We start from the raw sequence: 18,234 nt of genomic DNA, 5'->3' as shown, positions 1-18,234 counted from the left end.
GAATAACGACGAAAAAGCGGAATGCTCAAGGAAACTGGTAGTTAATCAGAGCGAATAACGACGAAAAACGGAATGCTCAACGAAAGTGGTAGTTAATCAAAGAGAATAACGACCAAAAGCGGAATGCTCAGCTAAAATGGTAGTTATCGAAATGAATAACGACGAAAAAGGGGAAAGCAAAACGAAACTGGCAGTTATTCACCATTCTTCCTCAATTAACTTAAATAATTTTAAAGTCAGAGGTTTATTCCAAAACTCGCACGGGTATTGAGATATGTTTAGGATGAAGCGGACCCATTCTTAATGGATTAAATCTAAGTACTATAGGGGGAGAACATGAGTAAACAGATGTGTCTTTTAGGGGAAAAGATTTTAAGAGAGAAAGATATGATAGCCAAAAACCTGCGTAAGGATCGAATGAGCGGTGTCGAGATGACGGAAATGGAGAGAATGCAGGCTGACAAAATGGAAGCGCAGATTATTCAGATTCGTGCTGAGTTTATTGGATTGTTCGGTGAAGCATTGCTGAACCATGATAATAAAAATAAAACGATGGAAAAGATAGAAAAATGGTGCAAGGAAACAGGGGGAAATTTATTTAAGCTTGGAATCCCTTTGGATGAAGCTTTAAAAGATGCGGGTTATTATCGGAAACATATCTGGAAATCTTTAGAGGAAGCTATGATGGAGCTTGAGATGCCGGCAGCAGAGGTTTTTAAGGTTATCTATTTTATAGATCCCCTGCTGGATCATTCCATCCATTGCTTCAGCATGTCTTATGTCAAATACCATCAGGTAACACTCGAAAATGCAAAGCAGGCTTTTCTTGAGTTATCCGTCCCTGTCGTTCCTCTTTCAAAAGGAGTTGGCATCCTGCCGCTAATTGGAAACATTGATACAGAGAGAGCGCAGCTTCTGATGGAAGAAACATTAAAACAGTCTGCGAACCTGAAGCTGTCGCATTTAATTTTAGACATTTCAGGCGTGATGATTGTTGATACGATGGTGGCAGATCAGCTGTTTAAAGTAATTGAGGCACTCTCGCTGATTGGAGTTAAAACGATTATTACCGGTATCCGTCCGGAAGTGGCCCAGACGATAGTCACGCTCGGCATTAAGCTGAATGGCATTCAGGTTAAAGCCAATGTGTATCAGGCTTTTGAAGAACTGCATGGGTGAGCATAGAAAAATAGCAGAGTAATTCAAAATGAATTTACTCTGCTATTTTTTGGTTTCATAAATTGGGTTTTCGTGCCCAATAATTGATATAAAGGTTTGAAAGAGTAATCTCAACAGTCTCTTCATTTTCGGAATCAACATCTGAAGCGTATATAGAAACTGAAGTCATCCGCATCCTTGTATCCTTAAAGGGCCTGAGCACGCAGGAAATAGTTCAAATGTTATACCCTGATAAGCTGCACCTGCAGTATATCTGTATCTCCTTTATTTTGTCTGGCGTGTTCAATTCCGGAAACCAGTGTCGCCCCGCTGAAATTATAGCTGCCAATGGAGCTAAAAATCACTTGATAATTTGAATATGTGTCGATAAATACCTCTGAAACATAAATCTTATTGTTATCTTCCTCATAAATAACTTTTCCCTCAGTTTTTTCAAAATTTATTTTTACAACAGGATAGGCTTGAGCAAAAATATCCCCAGCATCTTCCGATATATCCTTTATTTCATGTTTCCAGATTCCGAAGAAGCCGGCTATCCAGAGGAAAAAGATTAAACCAAGTAAAGCAATGAGGTTAATGATAAAAAGAGGAGACTTAAAACTCATTCCATCCCCCTGCACCTTATACTAAAAGGTTAACATAATTTTCCATTTGGCGGGCATAAAATCCGGTTTTTCCGCATATTAACCGTGTTTATTTTCCTCACTGTGAATAGAATGAATCAAACAGCACTTCACTGCCTATTGAGGGGGGATGACATCATGTTTTCGGTATCGGGTATGCAGGGATTTGAAATGTTTTCGGTTATGCACCTTGTTACACTGTTTCTTTTCTTTTTTACCGCCTGGTGGCTTGTGTATTACAGGCAGGCACTTAGGGCCTATCAGAAAATCATAAAATGGTCGCTGTTTGGTGCTTTGCTGGCTTGTGAAGTGACGCATCATATATGGCTGGTTCTTACAAATCAGTGGGATGTGGCAGATCTGCCGCTCCAGCTTTGCTCTTTGAGCACTTTCATTGCTCTTTACTTGTTTTTGAAGCCTGATAAAAAGGCTTTTTGGCTGCTTTATTTTATTGGTGCAATACCTCCAATTTTAAGCATGGTGACACCTGATATGGTTTACCAATTTCCTCATTACCGCTACATCAAATACTTTCTTCATCATTCAGCCATTCCGCTTGCCGTATTATATTTTATTTTGTTTGAAGGGTACAGGGTGCCAAAAAAAGCAGTGCTGAAAGGCTTTTTAACACTCAATGTCATTGCGGTTCCAATCTTCTTTTTGAATATGATGCTTAGTACAAATTTCTTTTATTTGGCCAGCCCGACAGAAACTAAAACCCTGCTGTCGTTTTTCGGGAACGGTGTCTGGTACTATGCAGCACTTGAAGCTGCTGCGCTGATAGTCTTTTTTATTACCTATTTACCGATGCATTACTTGCAGTCAGCGGAACAAAAAAGGGTCCGCGGAAAATGAAAGCCTTATTCCTGCCGGGATTAAGGCTTTTCTCTTTGAAACATATATAATGTAGGTACAGATTTATCAAAGCAGGAGGATTTATGCTGATTAAAGACGAGTTATATGGAGAATACAAGCTTGAACAAGTGCTGGAAGAATTAATCAACAGCAGGCCGGTGGAAAGGTTAAAGGGTGTACACCAGGGCGGAGCGGGCTACCTTGTCAATGAAAAATGGAATGTCACGAGGTACGAACATTCATTAGGCGTGATGCTGTTAATAAGGAAACTGGGCGGTTCTGTGGAAGAGCAGATTGCCGGTTTGCTTCATGATGTTTCTCATACTGCCTTTTCCCATGTGGTTGATGGAGTCTTGGAAAATGAAGCAGAAGATTATCATGAACATATTTTTGAGCGTGTTGTCCTTGAATCTGAGATCCCGGCCATTTTGAAAAGGCATCATCTTGATTATGAAAGTATCCTTTTTGAGGATTCACAATGGACATTATTAGAACAGCCCGCACCCGAACTTTGTGCGGACCGGCTGGACTACACGTTGAGGGACATGTACCGATACGGTTATATTTCTTTAAATGAGGCACACAGCTTTCTGAAGAATCTGATCGTTGTTGACGGCCGAATTTATATTTCTGACCTGCAGGCAGCTGAGTGGTTTGTAAAAACTTATTATAAAGAAGTCATTGATTTCTTCATGGAACCCTTAAATATTTATGCAAATGAATCTCTTGCAAAGGTCCTGAAAAGATCTCTGGAAAAAGAAATTCTTCATTTGGGTGATCTTCTTGGCAAAGATGAAGAGGTATTAGTTAAAATAAGGGAATCAGGGGATCAGGAAGTGAAGGGTCTGCTTGAGAAAATTGATCATAAGGTCACCGCAGAAGAAAACAAGTTAGACTACGATATTCATTTCAAAGGGAAAATCAGATTGATAGATCCTTCCGTTTTGATTAACAGCAAGCTCATCAGGGCATCCAGCCTGTCAGATGATGTTAATAACAGTGGACAAAATGCATATGAAAAAGCCATGGAAGGTGTGTACATAAAAATTCAATAATGAAGGAAGCCTTATCACTGCATCCGGGCAGGAATAAGGCTTTTCCTATTTTTATCGTTTATTCTGTTCCTTTTCTTTTTCATACTGCCGCTGCGGAGTCATTTTGGAAATGGCATCTTCAACAACTTCCTGTGCTTTCTGCGCTTCCCGATCCTGCTTTTGAGCTTCTTCCTGAATACGGTTAACATCCTGTGGAGTTTTTTCACTCATATCATTTGCCTCCCTTTTCTCCTGTATGTTACTAATGTTTCCGTTTTAGAAGGAAATAAACAATCCGGATAGAGATGAAACCAACATAAAATGATAGCGAAGGGGCTGATAAATGGCAGATTTCAATTGATGTTTATCTTATTTATTCCTGTATTCTGGGTGCAGATCTGGAGTTATTTCGATCCGGAAGAAAGCCTGCTGTGGGGAAAGTGGTGGATGTATAAGGAAGAGCCAGAGAAATCGGAAGGGGCCATTCGCTATACAAAAATGATGTGTATGATCGTTCTAACTGTTATCTTTGCATTTGGCCTCTTTTAAGAGAACTCTCAGTCACTCCGTCTAACAGTGGCCTGAGAGTTCTGTTTCATTTTATGTATAGACTTTTACCCATTTTAGCCCATTGAACTTGATTTCCTCCTCCGGCCAATTCTGCGGCAAATCCGCATCAGTAATGACAAAATCAATAGCCGAAAAAGGGCTGATATGGAAAAATGCCCTTTGATTCAGTTTTGAGGAATCGGCTGCCACATAAACCTGTTTAGATCTTTTTATCATGATAGCAGAGGCAGCAGCTTCATCAATATTATAATCGCATATCCCTTCGCGGTTCATTCCTCCACAGGAGATAAAGGCCTTGTCAAAATAAAAGTGTTCCAGCATCTGATTAGTTAGTGAACCTGAGGTTGAGCGCTGCAGAGGATTCACGGTCCCGCCAATCAGAATGACCCTGCCATTGAACAGTTTATTTTCCATTCTTGTATTTAATATTTCTGCGGCAGCCAGTGAATTGGTTACGATCGTTACGTTCTCAACATTTTCAATCGAACCGGCAATATGAAGAGTTGTGGAGCCGACATCCAAAACAATTGTTTCTCCATCGGAAATAAAGCTTGCTGCGGCTTCACCAATTTTCTTTTTGATGGGAAGGCTTACAACAATCCTTTTATTTAATTGCTGCTCCTTCTCTAAGCCAAAATAGCATATGGCTCCTCCATGAATTCTTCGCAATTTGTTTCCCTTCTCAAGCCGTCTCAAGTCACTCCGGATTGTTTCTGGCGTTACACTTAATTTTCTGGAGAGATCCGCTACACTCACTTTATTTGTTAATTCTAATTCCCTGATAATCCTCCTGTGCCTTTCCGCAACGAACCCTTTTTTCATTATTGGTCCCCCCGTTTTCATCTTATGGATCATTATAGGGCTGAAGTTTTAAAAATTGAGGTCAAAAATATTAATTTATATAAAAGTTTAAAAACAGAAATGAAAACAAAAGAATACAAAGAGAGGAAAGTCCCGAATTTCATTCTTCCTTCCTATTAATCTCAGATGAAAATTGAAAATCATATTTTTGTTTATCTTTTTGCCTTTGTTTTCTTTACTAAACAATCTATTGATATTAATACTTCTTTAATAGATTTACTCTAGGATTTTAACCGTAGGGGAATTTTTTATCAATTCATGGAGGTAAGGATGATGAAAGAAAATGAAAGCAAAGGAATGGACAGAAGGGCATTTATTAAAGCGGGAGGAGCAGGGACACTGGCTTTAACTATGGCAGCTGCAGGCTTGCCTGGAGACTTATTCGAAAGCAGGGTTCAAGCGGAAGAGATAAGTGAAAAGCTGGAAGGGCCAAGGCTTTCCTTCAATTCGAATGGGAAATTTAAAGTTGTCCAATTTAATGATACTCAGGATGATGAAAGGATCGACAGACGGACCATACAGCTGATGGAAAAGGTGCTTGATTCAGAGAAGCCTGATTTTGTCGTTTTAAATGGTGACAATATAACAGGCGGGTGTGATACAGAATTAGAAATGAAGCAAGCCATGAATAATGTCGTCCAGCCAATGGAAAAAAGGGGAATCCGCTGGGCGGCTACGTTTGGAAATCATGATGAGGACTCATCTCCAAAGAGCGGCATGGATGAGAGCGGTATGCTCAAGTTCTATATGAAATACAAGCATAATATGAACACACCTGGACAAAAAGGCCTTACAGGAACAGGAAATATGAATCTATTAATCAAAAAATCCAGAGGGAATAAGGCAGCATTTAATCTCTGGCTTTTAGACAGCGGCAGATATGCCCCTCAAACGATCGCCGGCCAGGATTTCAAGGGCTATCCAACATGGGATTGGCTGCGATTTAATCAGGTTAATTGGTATTATGAAAGATCCAAAGCAATAGAAAAGCGTTATGGCTATAAAGTGCCTTCTCTTGTATTCATTCATATTCCTCTATGGGAGCACCGTTTTATGTGGTGGGGCAGTGTGGACGGCAGAACACAGGCCGGGCATGATTTGGCTGTGGCCAGGCATCAAATCAATGGAGAGCGGAATGAAGATGAGTGCCCCGGCCCAATCAACAGCGGCTTGTTTACAGCCATGCTGGATAGAGGGGATGTGAAAGGCGTATTCTGCGGCCATGATCATATTAATACATATTGCGGCAACTACTATGGAATTCTGCTCGGATATGCCGGGAATACCGGCTTTGGCACTTACGGTCTTTCAGGGCCCGACAGAAACAGACTTCGGGGAGCGAGAGTGTTTAATTTAGATGAAAATCATGAAGGTGTTTTAGCAGATACCCATATGGTTTTTGCCAAAGACTTCGGTATTGATTTAACAGCCAACGACCAGAGCATTGATCCGCTGCCGCTGGAGAAAGAATAGGCTAAAACAGGCCAACGAAGTTAATAAGGGACGTTAAGAGGAGTATGGAAAAATTGGAGAAGGAGTTTATTAATCATGAATGATACTCGGACTGGACAAAGAGATGGAAATATATTTAAAAAAGAAATGGATCGCCGTGCTTTTTTGCAGAAGACTACCTTAGCTGCCAGTGCAACAATTGGATTATCTCTTGCTAACTCTCTTAATTTAATTACAGCAAGTGCTGCCTCTTCTGCTTCGATTATGAATTCTGCTGGCAAACCGGATTTAGTTTTCCCGGTTATTAGTGACATTCATATCCATACCAGCAGCAATAAAACACTTGAAAAGTTTATAACAACTTTAGAACAGCTAAATAAGGCTGTTCCGGAGCAGGATGCTTTTTTGGTTGTGGGAGATTTAACAGATTATGGATATGAAGCCGAATTCGATAAGTTTATGTCAGCTTATAATGCCCACAAACAGCCGGGTGCCGTCTCCATGTTTGCCATAGGGAATCATGACTATTGGAATGGCTTATCAGCAGCAGATGCACAGAAGCGATTCCTAACAAAAACAGGCATGGAATCTATCTGCTATCACAAGGTAATCAAAGGCTACCATTTTATTATTCTGGGAACAGAAGATGGATTAACAGAGGGCACATTCTCCGTTGAACAAATTAATTGGCTGGGTGAGCAGCTGAAGATTGCTCATGAAGATGATTGGAAAAAGCCAATTTTTGTCTTTCACCATCAGCCGATTAAAGGGACGGTCTATGGAAGCGAATGGGGCTTTACTCAAAATAGAGACCTTTTTTACAACACTTTAAAGGAATATCCGCAAGTCATCTCATTTTCCGGTCATACGCACTATCCTCTTGATGACCCGAGAATCATTCACCAGAAGGATTTTACTTCAATTGGAACCTCAACTGGCGCTTATTTGTGGCTGGATGCCGGCAGAATTCAAGGGGAAGTGCCTGAGGGTGCAGATGTCCTGAATCAGGCATTAATTGTAGAGGTACATAATAATAAGGTGCTGATCAGGCGACGCGATATTCATCATAATGATTGGACAGGTGAGCCATTTGAAATAAACTATCCGGCAAATAAGCGGAAATTTTCATACACAGAAGACAGAGATAAGCAGGCACCTTTTTTTACAAAAGATGCGATGCTTTCCATTAATCATGAAATGGCATCAGCCACTGGCATGGCCATTATGTTTACCCAGGCCAAGGATGACCTGCTGGTTCATGACTACAAGGTAGTGGCAAGACATGCAAATTCAGAGAAAGTTGTGAAGGAATTTCTTGCTTTCTCGGAATTCTATAAAGATCCTGTGCCAAACCCCTTGACGTTAACAATTGAAGGATTAGAGGCCAATACAGCCTATCAAATTGAGGTGCATGCACTGGATGCTTATGGGAATGTATGTAAGAGGCCTTTAAAAGCTTTAGGGAAGACGAAAACATTGGCTGCCGCAGAAACCGTTTAATTAAGACGGTTAGTAACAATACTCAGCAGGAGGGATGAACATGCTGCAAAATATAGGTATACCTGGACTAATATTAGTATTAGTTATCGCACTTATCATTTTCGGTCCATCGAAGCTGCCGGAAATTGGCCGAGCATTCGGCTCGACATTGAGGGAATTTAAAAGCTCAACAAAAGAATTGCTGTCAGAGAACCAGGAAGACAGCAGCAAAACGAAATCATAAAGCAGAAATGGGCCGACTTTTTTGGAGTTGGCCCTTTTTCGTGAAGATTTTTATGAAAAAAGCTGTCTTCCAAATGGGAATATCGGCCACTTTCGGTAGATTATCGGTCAGAAATTGAATATATCGGTCACTTTTCCAATATATCGGTCGGTTGCTTTAATGCGGGGCTTTTACTAAGGCAGAATCCACTAAACTGAAAATCATAATAGGAATTACAAACTCTTAACAGAAATTTACATCCCGTTAACCTATCTGGCTTGGCACCAAGTTATTCTAGTAAAAAAGGCTGCAAATGGGAGGAATGGAGATGAAAGCAGAGCTGCATTGCCATACAAATATTTCTGATTGCCAGCTATCAATTGATGAGGTATTGAATCTGGCCATTGCCAATGAGGTTTCACATTTGGCCATTACGAACCATGACACTACAAAAGGGCTGCAGGAAGCAATTGAGCGAGGAAAGAGGTATGGAGTGGAGGTGATCCCTGGTATTGAAATTTCTGCTTTTGATTTTGACAGGGCACGCCGGGTCCACATTCTGGGCTATTTTATCGAACCTGGGCATAAGGCAATTGAAACGCTGTGCCAGCCGATCATTGAGCGGAGGCATAAGCTTTCGTTTGAAATGGTTCAAAGGCTGATATCAGCAGGCTACAGCATTACATGGGACCGCTGTCTGGAGCTTTCTGCGGGTGGAACGGGAGTTTATAAGCAGCATATCATGGAAGCTCTTATTGAAACTGGATATGCAGATTCTATATATGGTTCCCAATACAAAAAATTATTTGGCCGCGGTCAAAATGGAGAATCGAAAGGAGTGGCTTTTATCCCGATGGAATATGTGGATGCGAGGCTTGCTGTTGAGGCAATTCTTGAAGCAGGCGGTGTGCCGGTACTTGCCCACCCTGGCCAATATGGAAATTTTGAAAAAGTGCCTGAGCTGGTTGAAGCCGGCCTGCAGGGGATAGAAGTCTGGCACCCCCTTCATAATAAACAGCATGAAGAAATGGCAAGGAAATTGGCCATACAATATGGATTAACCATGACTGGAGGCTCCGACTTTCATGGTGCTTATGGTGAGAAAGAGGTTGTGCTGGGCTGCATGTCTCCGGGGGTGGAGAGAGTGCATGAATTAGCTGCAAGACGGCAGAGACTGAAAAGCCAGCGATTATAGGCAGTACATTTAAAAAGGGGTGGGATTTGCACATGTCAATGATTTATAAACCAAAAAAGGATGAAAAGCTCTCTGTTTCACCTGCTGTACATCATTCCAGCTTCATCATTGACAGCTATGCGGGAGAATGGACGTCAATCGGAGAAAGAAACAAAATTATCGAATCAAAATTTGGCGACTACACTTATACAATGGATGATGTGACAGTCAACTATGCTGAAATCGGCAAGTTCTGTTCCATTGCTTCTCATGCATGCATTAATCCCGTTCAGCATCCGATGGACCGGGTGACGCAGCACCATATGACCTATCGGAAAGTCGATTATGGTTTTGGCAATCAGGACGATCATGAATTTTTTGATTGGCGCCGAACCAATCGGGTCAAAATTGGCCATGATGTATGGATTGGACACGGTGCCATCATCATGAAGGGCGTTGAAATCGGCACGGGATCGGTCATCGGGTCCGGGGCAGTCGTTACAAAGGATGTTGACCCCTATACGATTGCAGCCGGCGTGCCCGCTAAGCCGTTGAAAAGAAGGTTCACTGAAAAAACAGCTGCAAAGCTGCTTGAGATTGCCTGGTGGGATTGGCCACGAGAAAAGCTGGAAGCCCATTTTGATGAATTAAACGATACGGAAGCTTTCATCAGGAAATTTGGGAGCTAAAACATAGCCTTACAAGACCCAGTCACTAAAAGGATTGGGTCATTTTCATTTTTTATAAAAACATTACATTCATGTAACTCTCCATATAAACTCTTTCTTTAGACTTAAATTGTTTCCGGATTCCGAAAGGGGCTGACTGTATGAGTGAAAAAATGCTGCTGGTAGACGAGCTGATTACCCAAATAAAGGAAGGGATGTATAAACCAAATGAAAAACTTCCTTCTGAGAATGAGCTTGCAGATCAATATGGGATACCAAGGATGGTTGTACGGAAAGCATATGAACAATTGCAGGATCTGGGGTTCATTTTTTCAAAGCAGGGAAGGGGCAGCTATGTCCAAAATAGGAAACAGCAGATTCCGCTGATTTTGACAGGAGATATCAGCTTTAGTGAAAAGATGAATGAGCATGGGTATGACTTCAGGTCGGAGAATGTTTGCTTTGAAAAGATCCCCTATGAATCTGATATCTATCATTCGTTAAAGGTCAATAAGCAGGATGAAGTCTATAAAATTTCCAGATTAAGAATCGTGGACGGCTGCCCGATTGCCTTGCATACATCTTATGCAGCCAAATCAGTTTTTCCGCAAATTGATAGGGATGGACCAGGAATTACCTCTATTTTTCATTATTACAAAACGCATGGCTATAAAGAATTCACTTCGGGCCAAAGTCAGCTGAGTGTGGTTTTCCCGAATGAATCTGAACGGAAAATCCTGCAATGCTCGAGCTTGATTCCGCTTCTGCTTCTGGAGTCCCTCTGTAAGGACAAGGAGACGGGAACAGTATTGGAAGCCTCAAGAATCAAATATAGGAGCGATTGCTTTACTTACTTAATTTAATTTGGCTTTGGAGATAGATCAGGTTAATAAAACTCTTACATAATTTACACTTCTTTAACATCCGCCAGCTTGGCAACAAGATAGATTTAAGATGCAGAACAAAAACAGATGGAGGCCAAAAGGTGAAAAGAAAACAGCGAACAGAAATTTTGATTGAAGGTTCACATGAATTGGCAAAATCTTTAGCGAAAGAAATTGAGCAAAAATATTCAGTTTCTGTTATACAGGAACCGGAAAATGGGCTTGTGATGTTAAAGGTACGGGAGACTTCCAGGAAAAGCCTGTTTTATTTAGGGGAAGTGCTGGTGACAGAATGCAAGGCAAAGGTGGAAGGAAAGATCGGCATAGGAATTGTTAAAGGCGATCACCCAGATCTGGCTTATCATCTTGCCGTGATTGACGCGGCATTTCTCGGGGATCTTCCCGAAACCAAACCATGGACCGGGATATTCGAAATTGAAAAGTATTATATAGAACAGAAAAGAAAAGCAAAGAATGAAGCCATTTTAAGAACAAAAGTCAGCTTTGAGACGATGGATGTTTAATAGAAGGAGGAACAGGCTTTGAAATTGGATGGTGTTCATGACCTGCAATCTGTATATAGAAAATTAGTCGATTCCACTTCAAGGCCAGGACTGATATCAGACCTGGGCAAGGAGGCAGCAATACTGGACGGAGAAAATGCTGCTGGCTGCTCCAGCTCAATTTTACTGCTGGCACTCACGCTGCTTGATCCTGAGGTTACGTTTAAGGTGTATGGCAGTAAGGCTGAAGCAGTTGAAAAAGAAATCAATCAATTAACATTCGCAAAAGCGGTACAAGCGGGTCAGGCAGATTATTTATTTCTCCTGAAGGATGCCGGGGCTGGGTCTCTGGAACATGCCATTGAAATAGCGAATCCGGGGACGTTCATAAACCCGCACAAATCCGCAGTGATTATAGCAGAAACAGGAGCGATCACGGTCGGTAATGACCTGCTTTTGAAAGGACCTGGCATTCAAACAAGCACCGGAATCAGTATAGATCTAACAGGAAATTGGATTGAAAGACGTAGTGAAAAAAATAAAGAGTATCCAACAGGGGTCGACCTGATATTCGTGGACCGATATCATCAGCTTTTATCACTGCCAAGAACGACTCAAATAACTGAAAGCAGGGAGGTGGAGAAAGAATGGGTTATGTAGCGGTAAAAGGCGGGACACAAGCCATTGAAGAATCGATAAAACGCTTGAAATATGAAAGGATTCATAAGGAACAAGTGCTGGAAACCGGACAGATTGAAGCAGGGATGAGAGGGTTAATCGATCAAGTGATGTCAGAAAGCAGCCTATATAATGAAAAGCTTGCAGCATTAGCGATCAAGCAGGCTGAAGGAAATCCGGAAGAAGCAGTATTCCTGCTTCGCGCATACCGCTCGACGCTGCCGAGAAAGTACTGCTCGAAAACCATTGAAACCGGGGAAATGAAGGTTGAACGCCGGATTTCAGCAAGCTTCAAAGATATCCCGGGCGGCCAGATTTTAGGGGCGACAACGGATTATACCCACCGGCTCCTCGATTTCAATCTGATGAAGGAAACGGAAAAGACGGTAAAAGAATGGCTGTCATCTTATGCTTCAGAAAATAACCCATTTGGTGAATTGCAGCAGGAGCCCGATCTCATATTACCGAAAGTGCTGGATTATTTGAGGAAAGAAGGCTTGATTCCTCCACTTGAAAACAATGATGCTGAGCCGGATGATGTGACGAGGGAAAGCCTTGACTTTCCCTCAAGCCGCAGCCAGCGCCTGCAAATTCTGACAAGAGGAGAAACAGGAGCTGTTACTTCACTGGCCTATGCGGTTATCAGAGGCTATGGCGCTCTGCATCCGACTGTTGGGGAGCTAAGAGTTGGAAGCCTGCCAATATACGTGGGCCATCCGAATGAAGAGGGCAGTCATGAAGATGACTATTACATTGGTGATATCAAAACAACAGAAGCGGAAATGCTGATGCCGTTCATGGCCGAAAAGGAAAAAGGCAAAAAGGAATTGGAGTTTGAAATCGGATACGGATTATGTTTCGGACAGAATGAGACGAAAGCGATCGCTATGGGCATTCTGGATAATTGTCTGGAGCATCCTGATAATAGCTTCCCAAGCCATAATGAGGAATTTGTCCTCTTTCATATTGATTCTGTAGAGTCAACCGGCTTTATATCGCACTTGAAAATGCCGCATTATGTAACGTTCCAGTCGAAGCTTGACAGTGTGAGAAAGACAAAAACTAAAGCAGACGAACGGGAAGAGGTGCAAGCATATGAATAACGCCTATAACTTTGCTTTCTTTGACGAAGGTTCGAAGCGGGAAATTAGAAGAGCTACATTAAAAGCGATTGCCATCCCGGGTTATCAGGTTCCATTTGCGTCAAGGGAAATGCCGATTGGAAGGGGCTGGGGGACAGGCGGCCTGCAGCTGACACTCTCATTGATCGGGAGAGAGGATGTATTGAAGGTAATTGATCAGGGTTCAGATGAATCTGTCAATGCGGTCAGTATTAAAAAGCTTGTATCAGATACAACAGGTGTTCAGATAACGGAATATACTTCTCAGGCGACCATTATTCAATCACGGCACAGAATCCCTGAGGTACCGCTGAAAAAGGAACAAATCCTTGTGCTGCAGGTACCGCTTCCTGAACCGCTCCGTTATTTTGAACCGAGTGAGCATGTGACGAAAAAGCTGCATGCAGAAAAAGAATACAGCGGTGCCTGGCTCATGCTCTTTGAACAGATCATGAAATACGGAAGCATGACAACAGGTGCAGATCATCCGGTCATGGTTCACGGCCGCTATGTAATGGCACCAAGCCCGATCCCTCGCTTTGATAATCCGAAAATGGATGAAAATGAAGCACTCATTTTATTGGGAGCAGGTCGCGAAAAGAAGATATATGCAGTTCCGCCATTTACGAGAATCGTTTCCCTTGATTTTGAAGATTATCCGTTTGAAGGGGAAAGTTTTGATGGGAAATGCTGCAGGTTGTGCGGCTCTGAGGGAGTATTCCTTGACGAACTGATCGATGAGGCAACAGGAGAGACATATTACCAATGCAATGATACAAGCTATTGCTATGAAATATTAAACGAAGTCGAAAAGGCAGGAGTGAATTAAATGACTGAATTTGAGGTTCCGGTCTTATCTATAAAAAACTTAAACAAGCAATTCGGTCCCGGCTGCGATCATTGCAGAAACCCGGAGCCTTTGACCCTGATCAAAAATTACTGCAGTGTGTGCGGAACGGTCTATGCGTGCAGAGATGTATCATTTGATGTATACCCTGGAGAGGTGCTTGGAATTGTAGGGGAAAGCGGAAGCGGCAAGTCCACCTTAATGCAATGCCTGTACTTTGACCAGGAAACAACTTCAGGGGAAGCGTATATTTCTTCCTACCAGAATGGGCTGAATAATCTTTTTGAGGAGTCTTCCCAGCAAAAACGGTATATCCGCAACCACTTAATGGGGAAAGTCTATCAAAACCCTCTTTTGGGATTAAGAATCGACTTTTCTTCGATTGGAAATATTGCCGAAAAATTGATTGCAGCCGGCAGCAGGAATGTAGGGATGATGGAAGACAGGGGATCAGAGCTGCTCAGTAAGGTGAATATTCCCGTCCATCGCCGGAAAGAAGCACCAAAGAATTTTTCCGGAGGAATGCAGCAGCGTGTGCAAATTGCCAAGGCACTTTCTAATCAGCCTCCGATTCTGCTTTTGGATGAGGTTACGACCGGACTGGATCTATCTGTACAGGCAAGTGTTCTGGATTTAATTAAAAGCCTGCAGAGGGAGATGAATATTAGTATAGTGCTGGTTTCGCATGATTTGGGCGTTATCCGGATGCTTGCGGACAGAACATTGGTCATGCTGGAGGGACAGGTCATTGAACAGGGGCTGACAGATCAAATACTCGAAGATCCTCAAGCTCCATTTACTCAAAGCTTGGTTCATTCGCTTCTTTAAGGCTTAATCGGAATATATTTCATTTCAAATTAGGGGGAAGCACATTGTACGTCATTACGAACGGAAAACTTATTACAGAGGATACTATTCTGCAAGGCTATGACCTTCTGATTGAGAATGATAGGATCAGCAGAATTGCTCCAAAGGGAGAAATGAAATTTGAAGATTCCATGGAAGTGATAGATGCAGCGGGCGGCTATGTCACACCTGGATTTATCGATATCCACTCCGACTATATTGAGCATATGGCGGCACCGAGGCCAACCTCATTAATGAACTTTCATTTAAGTCTAAGGGAAGCAGAGAAGGAGCTCATATCCCATGGAATCACAACGATGTTCCACTCCCTTTCCCTATTTAAAGAAACAGAATATGCATACAAGCCGATCCGGGAACCGGAAAATGTCAGAAAGCTCATCGACCTGATTGATGAGACACACAGTACGAAGCATCTTGTCCGACATCGCTTCCATGCACGAATGGAAATTGATAATGTGGATGAAATCGAAAACCTCAAAAGCTATATAAGCGAAGATAAGGTGCACCTGATTTCGTTTATGGACCATACACCCGGACAAGGGCAATATCGCCATCTGGAAATTTACCGGAACACGGTTAAAAGCTATAACAGCATGAGCGATGCCGCTATAGACGTTTTAATCCGAAATCACCAAACGAAGGAAAAGCTTTCTGTCGAAGATATGAAGGAGATTGCAGAGCACGCACGGGCACATAATATAGCAGTTGCTTCACATGATGATGACAGTTTCGAAAAGCTGGAGCTGGTCAAAAGCTTTGGCACGACCATCAGTGAATTCCCGATTACCCAGGAGGTGGCGTACAAGGCGAAGGAGCTTGGCATGTATACAGTGGCCGGAGCCCCAAATGTGCTGCTCGGAGGCTCCCACAGTGGAAATCTGGGTGCTGCCGACGCGATTCAAAATGATTCAATTGATATCTTGTGCAGTGATTACTATCCGGCTGCCATGCTCCATGCCATTTTTGAACTGGTAAGGAAGTATGGGATGGATCTGGCAGACATGATCAGGCTTGTCACCATTAATCCTGCAAAAGCCGTGAATTTGGATGAGGAAATCGGTTCGATCGAGGAAGGAAAAAAAGCAGACCTTTTGATCATTGAAAAATTGGCAGACGATTTTCCGGTAATCACGGGCGTATTCGTTGATGGGAAGCTGATCCAAAAAACGAATTACAGAATTTAATACTACTTTGAGAGAAAGCAGGTGGATTGGTGGAAAATCTATTGGAAATCAGGGAACTGTCCAAATCATTTACCCTTCATAATCTGGGGAAAAATATCCATGCAGTGAGCGGCATTGATATCAGATTAGGGGAAGGAGACTTTGTTGGAATTACTGGAAAAAGCGGAAGCGGAAAATCAACAATCCTGAAATGTATTTTTGGAACATACAGACTTCAACATGGAAGCATTTGGTACAATTCCAAAAAGTTCGGTCCTCTCAATATTGCAGAGGCAACAAATAGACAAATGATTTATTTGCGCAAGAATGAAATAGGCTATGTATCTCAATTTCTGAATGTTATGCCAAGAACCACTGCCAGGCAGCTTGTAATGCAGGCCCTTATTGAAATGGGACGGGACCAGGTTCATGCTGAGAAAGAGACAGAGCAGATCCTTTCGCATTTCGAGCTGGACCCAGAGCTATGGGACAGCTATCCTGCCACCTTTTCTGGCGGGGAAAAACTCAGACTCAACATTGCGCGGGCGATGGTCAAGAAGCCAAGACTGCTTCTTCTGGATGAACCGACCGCAAGCCTGGACTATGAATCTAAAATGAAGGTGAAAGTCTTAATAGAGCAACTAATGCAAGAAGGCACGACGATGCTGGGAATCTTTCATGATCTTGAATTTATGAACAACTTATGTGACAGGGAATACAACATGCAGAATGGTGTATTTACATTATCTCATTAATTCTTTACCAGTGCTTAACGATTTCTCATAATGCCTTATCAGTAGATTAATATTCTTTCGCTATAGTTAGGTCAATGGTATTATAAAAATTTTTCCAAATAAGAGAGGGGAAAAAATTATGAAGAAAATGGCGCTATTTCTGCTTTCTATGGCTATGACAGTTGTATTTGCAGGCTGTTCGTTCACTGCAAACTCAGAGAAGGATGATATATTGACGATCGCTTGGCTTCCAAACGAATCAGGCGCTGATTTAGGTGAGGCACGTGACGAAATTGGGAAATTAATAGAAGAGAAAACAGGAAAGAAAGTGGAGCATCAAACAACGACTGACTATATTGTGGCAATTGAAGCGATTGCGAACGGCAATGCAGATATGGCGTTTCTTGGTGCACAAGGATACATAGAAGCCCATAAAAAGAATGAAAAGGTTCTTCCGCTGGTTGTTCCAAGCGGCGAGTCCGGCACTTTGGAGGACGCTGTGTATTACAGCTGGCTGGCTGTTCAGAAGGAAAATGCAGATGAATACAAAAACGGCGGGGAATTTGCCATAGACAATATTCAAGGAAAGAAATTCTCCTTTGTTTCAAACAGTTCCACATCAGGATTCAAGGTTCCATCTACAGGCATTACTGATTATTTCAGCGAAAAAGAAGAGTTTAAGAGTTTGACAGCTGAGGATTTACTTGAGGGCGGAGAGGACAAGTTCTTCAATGAAGTATTATTTGGCGGCTCCCACCAGGGTTCTGCTGTCAATCTATTAACCGGCAAAGCGGATGTAGCGGCATTCTGTGATACATGTGTGAACAATTATGTGGAGCTTGCAGAAGGTGATGCTAACAAGCCAGACGCAGTTTATAAAGTGAAAGATGATGCTGCTGAACCATTGAACACGGTTGCCGGAAAAGAATTCTCCTTAATCTCAGTAACTCCTGTTTTAAATGCACCATTTGTAATTAATTCCGGTACATTGAGCGAAGAAGACCAAAAACAGCTGCTTGAAATCATGACATCAGATGAAGTGGCAAATAACGAAAAAATCTTTGTTCCGGAGGACTCCGAATTTTCCGGATTATTCAGCAAGAAATCTGGAAATGAGCGTCTGGTTGAAGTAGAGGATGAGTGGTTCAATCCGATCCGCGAGCTTGCAAAATAAAGTTAAGCATTCATCAGTGGGGGCTTCCATTCCCCGCTGATGACTTTTACTTAATTGTCTTTGGGGATAGATTAATTTATTTGCATAGAATAGAGAATTTTTTAGGTATATTTCTGATTTATTTTCGGATAAAATTATTAATTTG

Annotated in this window: 21 protein-coding genes; 18 read left to right on the top strand and 3 right to left on the bottom strand. The window is 42.1% G+C overall.

Annotated features, from left to right (window positions below; translation table 11 throughout):
• Positions 1–336: 336 nt before the first annotated feature.
• A complete protein-coding gene (locus NR125_RS26535; protein ID WP_192908846.1) occupies positions 337–1,179 on the top strand; it encodes an STAS domain-containing protein in 843 nt (280 codons plus the stop codon).
• 221 nt (positions 1,180–1,400) lie between these two features.
• Here NR125_RS26535 and NR125_RS26530 read toward each other — a convergent pair whose 3' ends face one another.
• The gene (locus tag NR125_RS26530) at positions 1,401–1,784 is read right to left on the bottom strand and encodes a hypothetical protein (RefSeq protein ID WP_192908845.1); all 384 of its coding nucleotides are present in this window, start codon (positions 1,782–1,784) and stop codon (positions 1,401–1,403) included.
• Between the two features lie 156 nt (positions 1,785–1,940).
• Between NR125_RS26530 and NR125_RS26525 the strand changes: the two genes are divergently transcribed.
• Together NR125_RS26525 and NR125_RS26520 are read left to right on the top strand one after the other, a co-directional pair.
• On the top strand, positions 1,941–2,657 hold the full coding sequence (locus NR125_RS26525) for a YwaF family protein (RefSeq protein WP_217025562.1): 717 nt from the start codon (positions 1,941–1,943) through the stop codon (positions 2,655–2,657).
• 83 nt (positions 2,658–2,740) lie between these two features.
• A complete protein-coding gene (locus NR125_RS26520; protein ID WP_192908843.1) occupies positions 2,741–3,712 on the top strand; it encodes an HD domain-containing protein in 972 nt (323 codons plus the stop codon).
• Between the two features lie 51 nt (positions 3,713–3,763).
• Here NR125_RS26520 and NR125_RS26515 read toward each other — a convergent pair whose 3' ends face one another.
• A complete protein-coding gene (locus NR125_RS26515) occupies positions 3,764–3,922 on the bottom strand; it encodes a hypothetical protein (protein WP_009333774.1) in 159 nt (52 codons plus the stop codon).
• 129 nt (positions 3,923–4,051) lie between these two features.
• On the opposite strand from NR125_RS26515, the gene NR125_RS26510 reads away from it, so the two are divergent.
• The gene (locus tag NR125_RS26510) at positions 4,052–4,240 is read left to right on the top strand and encodes a hypothetical protein (protein ID WP_226280742.1); all 189 of its coding nucleotides are present in this window, start codon (positions 4,052–4,054) and stop codon (positions 4,238–4,240) included.
• Between the two features lie 51 nt (positions 4,241–4,291).
• On the opposite strand, the gene NR125_RS26505 is transcribed toward NR125_RS26510, so the two are convergent.
• Entirely contained in the window at positions 4,292–5,083 is a 792-nt protein-coding gene (locus NR125_RS26505; RefSeq protein WP_192908840.1) for a DeoR/GlpR family DNA-binding transcription regulator, read from the bottom strand.
• Between the two features lie 309 nt (positions 5,084–5,392).
• Between NR125_RS26505 and NR125_RS26500 the strand changes: the two genes are divergently transcribed.
• The 14 genes from NR125_RS26500 to phnD all read left to right on the top strand — a co-directional run bounded on the left by NR125_RS26500 (position 5,393) and on the right by phnD (position 18,089).
• On the top strand, positions 5,393–6,595 hold the full coding sequence (locus NR125_RS26500; protein WP_217025564.1) for a metallophosphoesterase family protein: 1,203 nt from the start codon (positions 5,393–5,395) through the stop codon (positions 6,593–6,595).
• Between the two features lie 75 nt (positions 6,596–6,670).
• Positions 6,671–8,074 (top strand): metallophosphoesterase, encoded by a 1,404-nt coding sequence (locus tag NR125_RS26495; RefSeq protein ID WP_256816471.1) that lies wholly within the window; start codon positions 6,671–6,673, stop codon positions 8,072–8,074.
• Positions 8,075–8,114: 40 nt separating this feature from the next.
• Complete coding sequence (locus NR125_RS26490) at positions 8,115–8,297, top strand: twin-arginine translocase TatA/TatE family subunit (protein ID WP_009333778.1); 183 nt, start codon at positions 8,115–8,117, stop codon at positions 8,295–8,297.
• Between the two features lie 307 nt (positions 8,298–8,604).
• Positions 8,605–9,471, top strand: a complete 867-nt coding sequence (locus NR125_RS26485) for a PHP domain-containing protein (protein WP_256816469.1) — start codon at positions 8,605–8,607, stop codon at positions 9,469–9,471.
• Between the two features lie 32 nt (positions 9,472–9,503).
• Entirely contained in the window at positions 9,504–10,139 is a 636-nt protein-coding gene (locus NR125_RS26480) for a DapH/DapD/GlmU-related protein (RefSeq protein ID WP_034296792.1), read from the top strand.
• Between the two features lie 140 nt (positions 10,140–10,279).
• Positions 10,280–10,981 carry a GntR family transcriptional regulator gene (locus tag NR125_RS26475; protein WP_192908837.1) on the top strand — a complete coding sequence of 234 codons (702 nt, stop codon included), beginning with the start codon at positions 10,280–10,282 and terminating at the stop codon, positions 10,979–10,981.
• 122 nt (positions 10,982–11,103) lie between these two features.
• On the top strand, positions 11,104–11,526 hold the full coding sequence (gene phnG / locus NR125_RS26470; protein ID WP_009333782.1) for a phosphonate C-P lyase system protein PhnG: 423 nt from the start codon (positions 11,104–11,106) through the stop codon (positions 11,524–11,526).
• Between the two features lie 18 nt (positions 11,527–11,544).
• The gene (gene phnH, locus NR125_RS26465; RefSeq protein WP_256816468.1) at positions 11,545–12,165 is read left to right on the top strand and encodes a phosphonate C-P lyase system protein PhnH; all 621 of its coding nucleotides are present in this window, start codon (positions 11,545–11,547) and stop codon (positions 12,163–12,165) included.
• Entirely contained in the window at positions 12,153–13,286 is a 1,134-nt protein-coding gene (locus tag NR125_RS26460) for a carbon-phosphorus lyase complex subunit PhnI (RefSeq protein ID WP_192908836.1), read from the top strand. The genes phnH and NR125_RS26460 overlap by 13 nt, the downstream gene beginning before the upstream one ends.
• On the top strand, positions 13,279–14,133 hold the full coding sequence (locus NR125_RS26455; protein ID WP_019382325.1) for an alpha-D-ribose 1-methylphosphonate 5-phosphate C-P-lyase PhnJ: 855 nt from the start codon (positions 13,279–13,281) through the stop codon (positions 14,131–14,133). The genes NR125_RS26460 and NR125_RS26455 overlap by 8 nt, the downstream gene beginning before the upstream one ends.
• The gene (locus tag NR125_RS26450; protein WP_019382324.1) at positions 14,134–14,979 is read left to right on the top strand and encodes an ATP-binding cassette domain-containing protein; all 846 of its coding nucleotides are present in this window, start codon (positions 14,134–14,136) and stop codon (positions 14,977–14,979) included.
• A gap of 44 nt (positions 14,980–15,023) precedes the next feature.
• Positions 15,024–16,202, top strand: a complete 1,179-nt coding sequence (phnM, locus tag NR125_RS26445; protein WP_192908835.1) for a phosphonate metabolism protein PhnM — start codon at positions 15,024–15,026, stop codon at positions 16,200–16,202.
• Positions 16,203–16,231: 29 nt separating this feature from the next.
• Positions 16,232–16,936, top strand: coding sequence for a phosphonate C-P lyase system protein PhnL (locus tag NR125_RS26440; protein ID WP_256816466.1), 705 nt, complete (start codon positions 16,232–16,234; stop codon positions 16,934–16,936).
• A gap of 118 nt (positions 16,937–17,054) precedes the next feature.
• Positions 17,055–18,089, top strand: a complete 1,035-nt coding sequence (gene phnD, locus NR125_RS26435) for a phosphate/phosphite/phosphonate ABC transporter substrate-binding protein (protein WP_192908834.1) — start codon at positions 17,055–17,057, stop codon at positions 18,087–18,089.
• Positions 18,090–18,234 lie beyond the last annotated feature (145 nt).

The sequence above is a fragment of the Cytobacillus sp. Bac17 genome, from assembly GCF_024519925.1.
Classification (GTDB): Bacteria; Bacillota; Bacilli; order Bacillales; family Cytobacillaceae; genus Cytobacillus; species Cytobacillus pseudoceanisediminis.
This window is presented reverse-complemented; position numbering and strand designations above follow the sequence as displayed.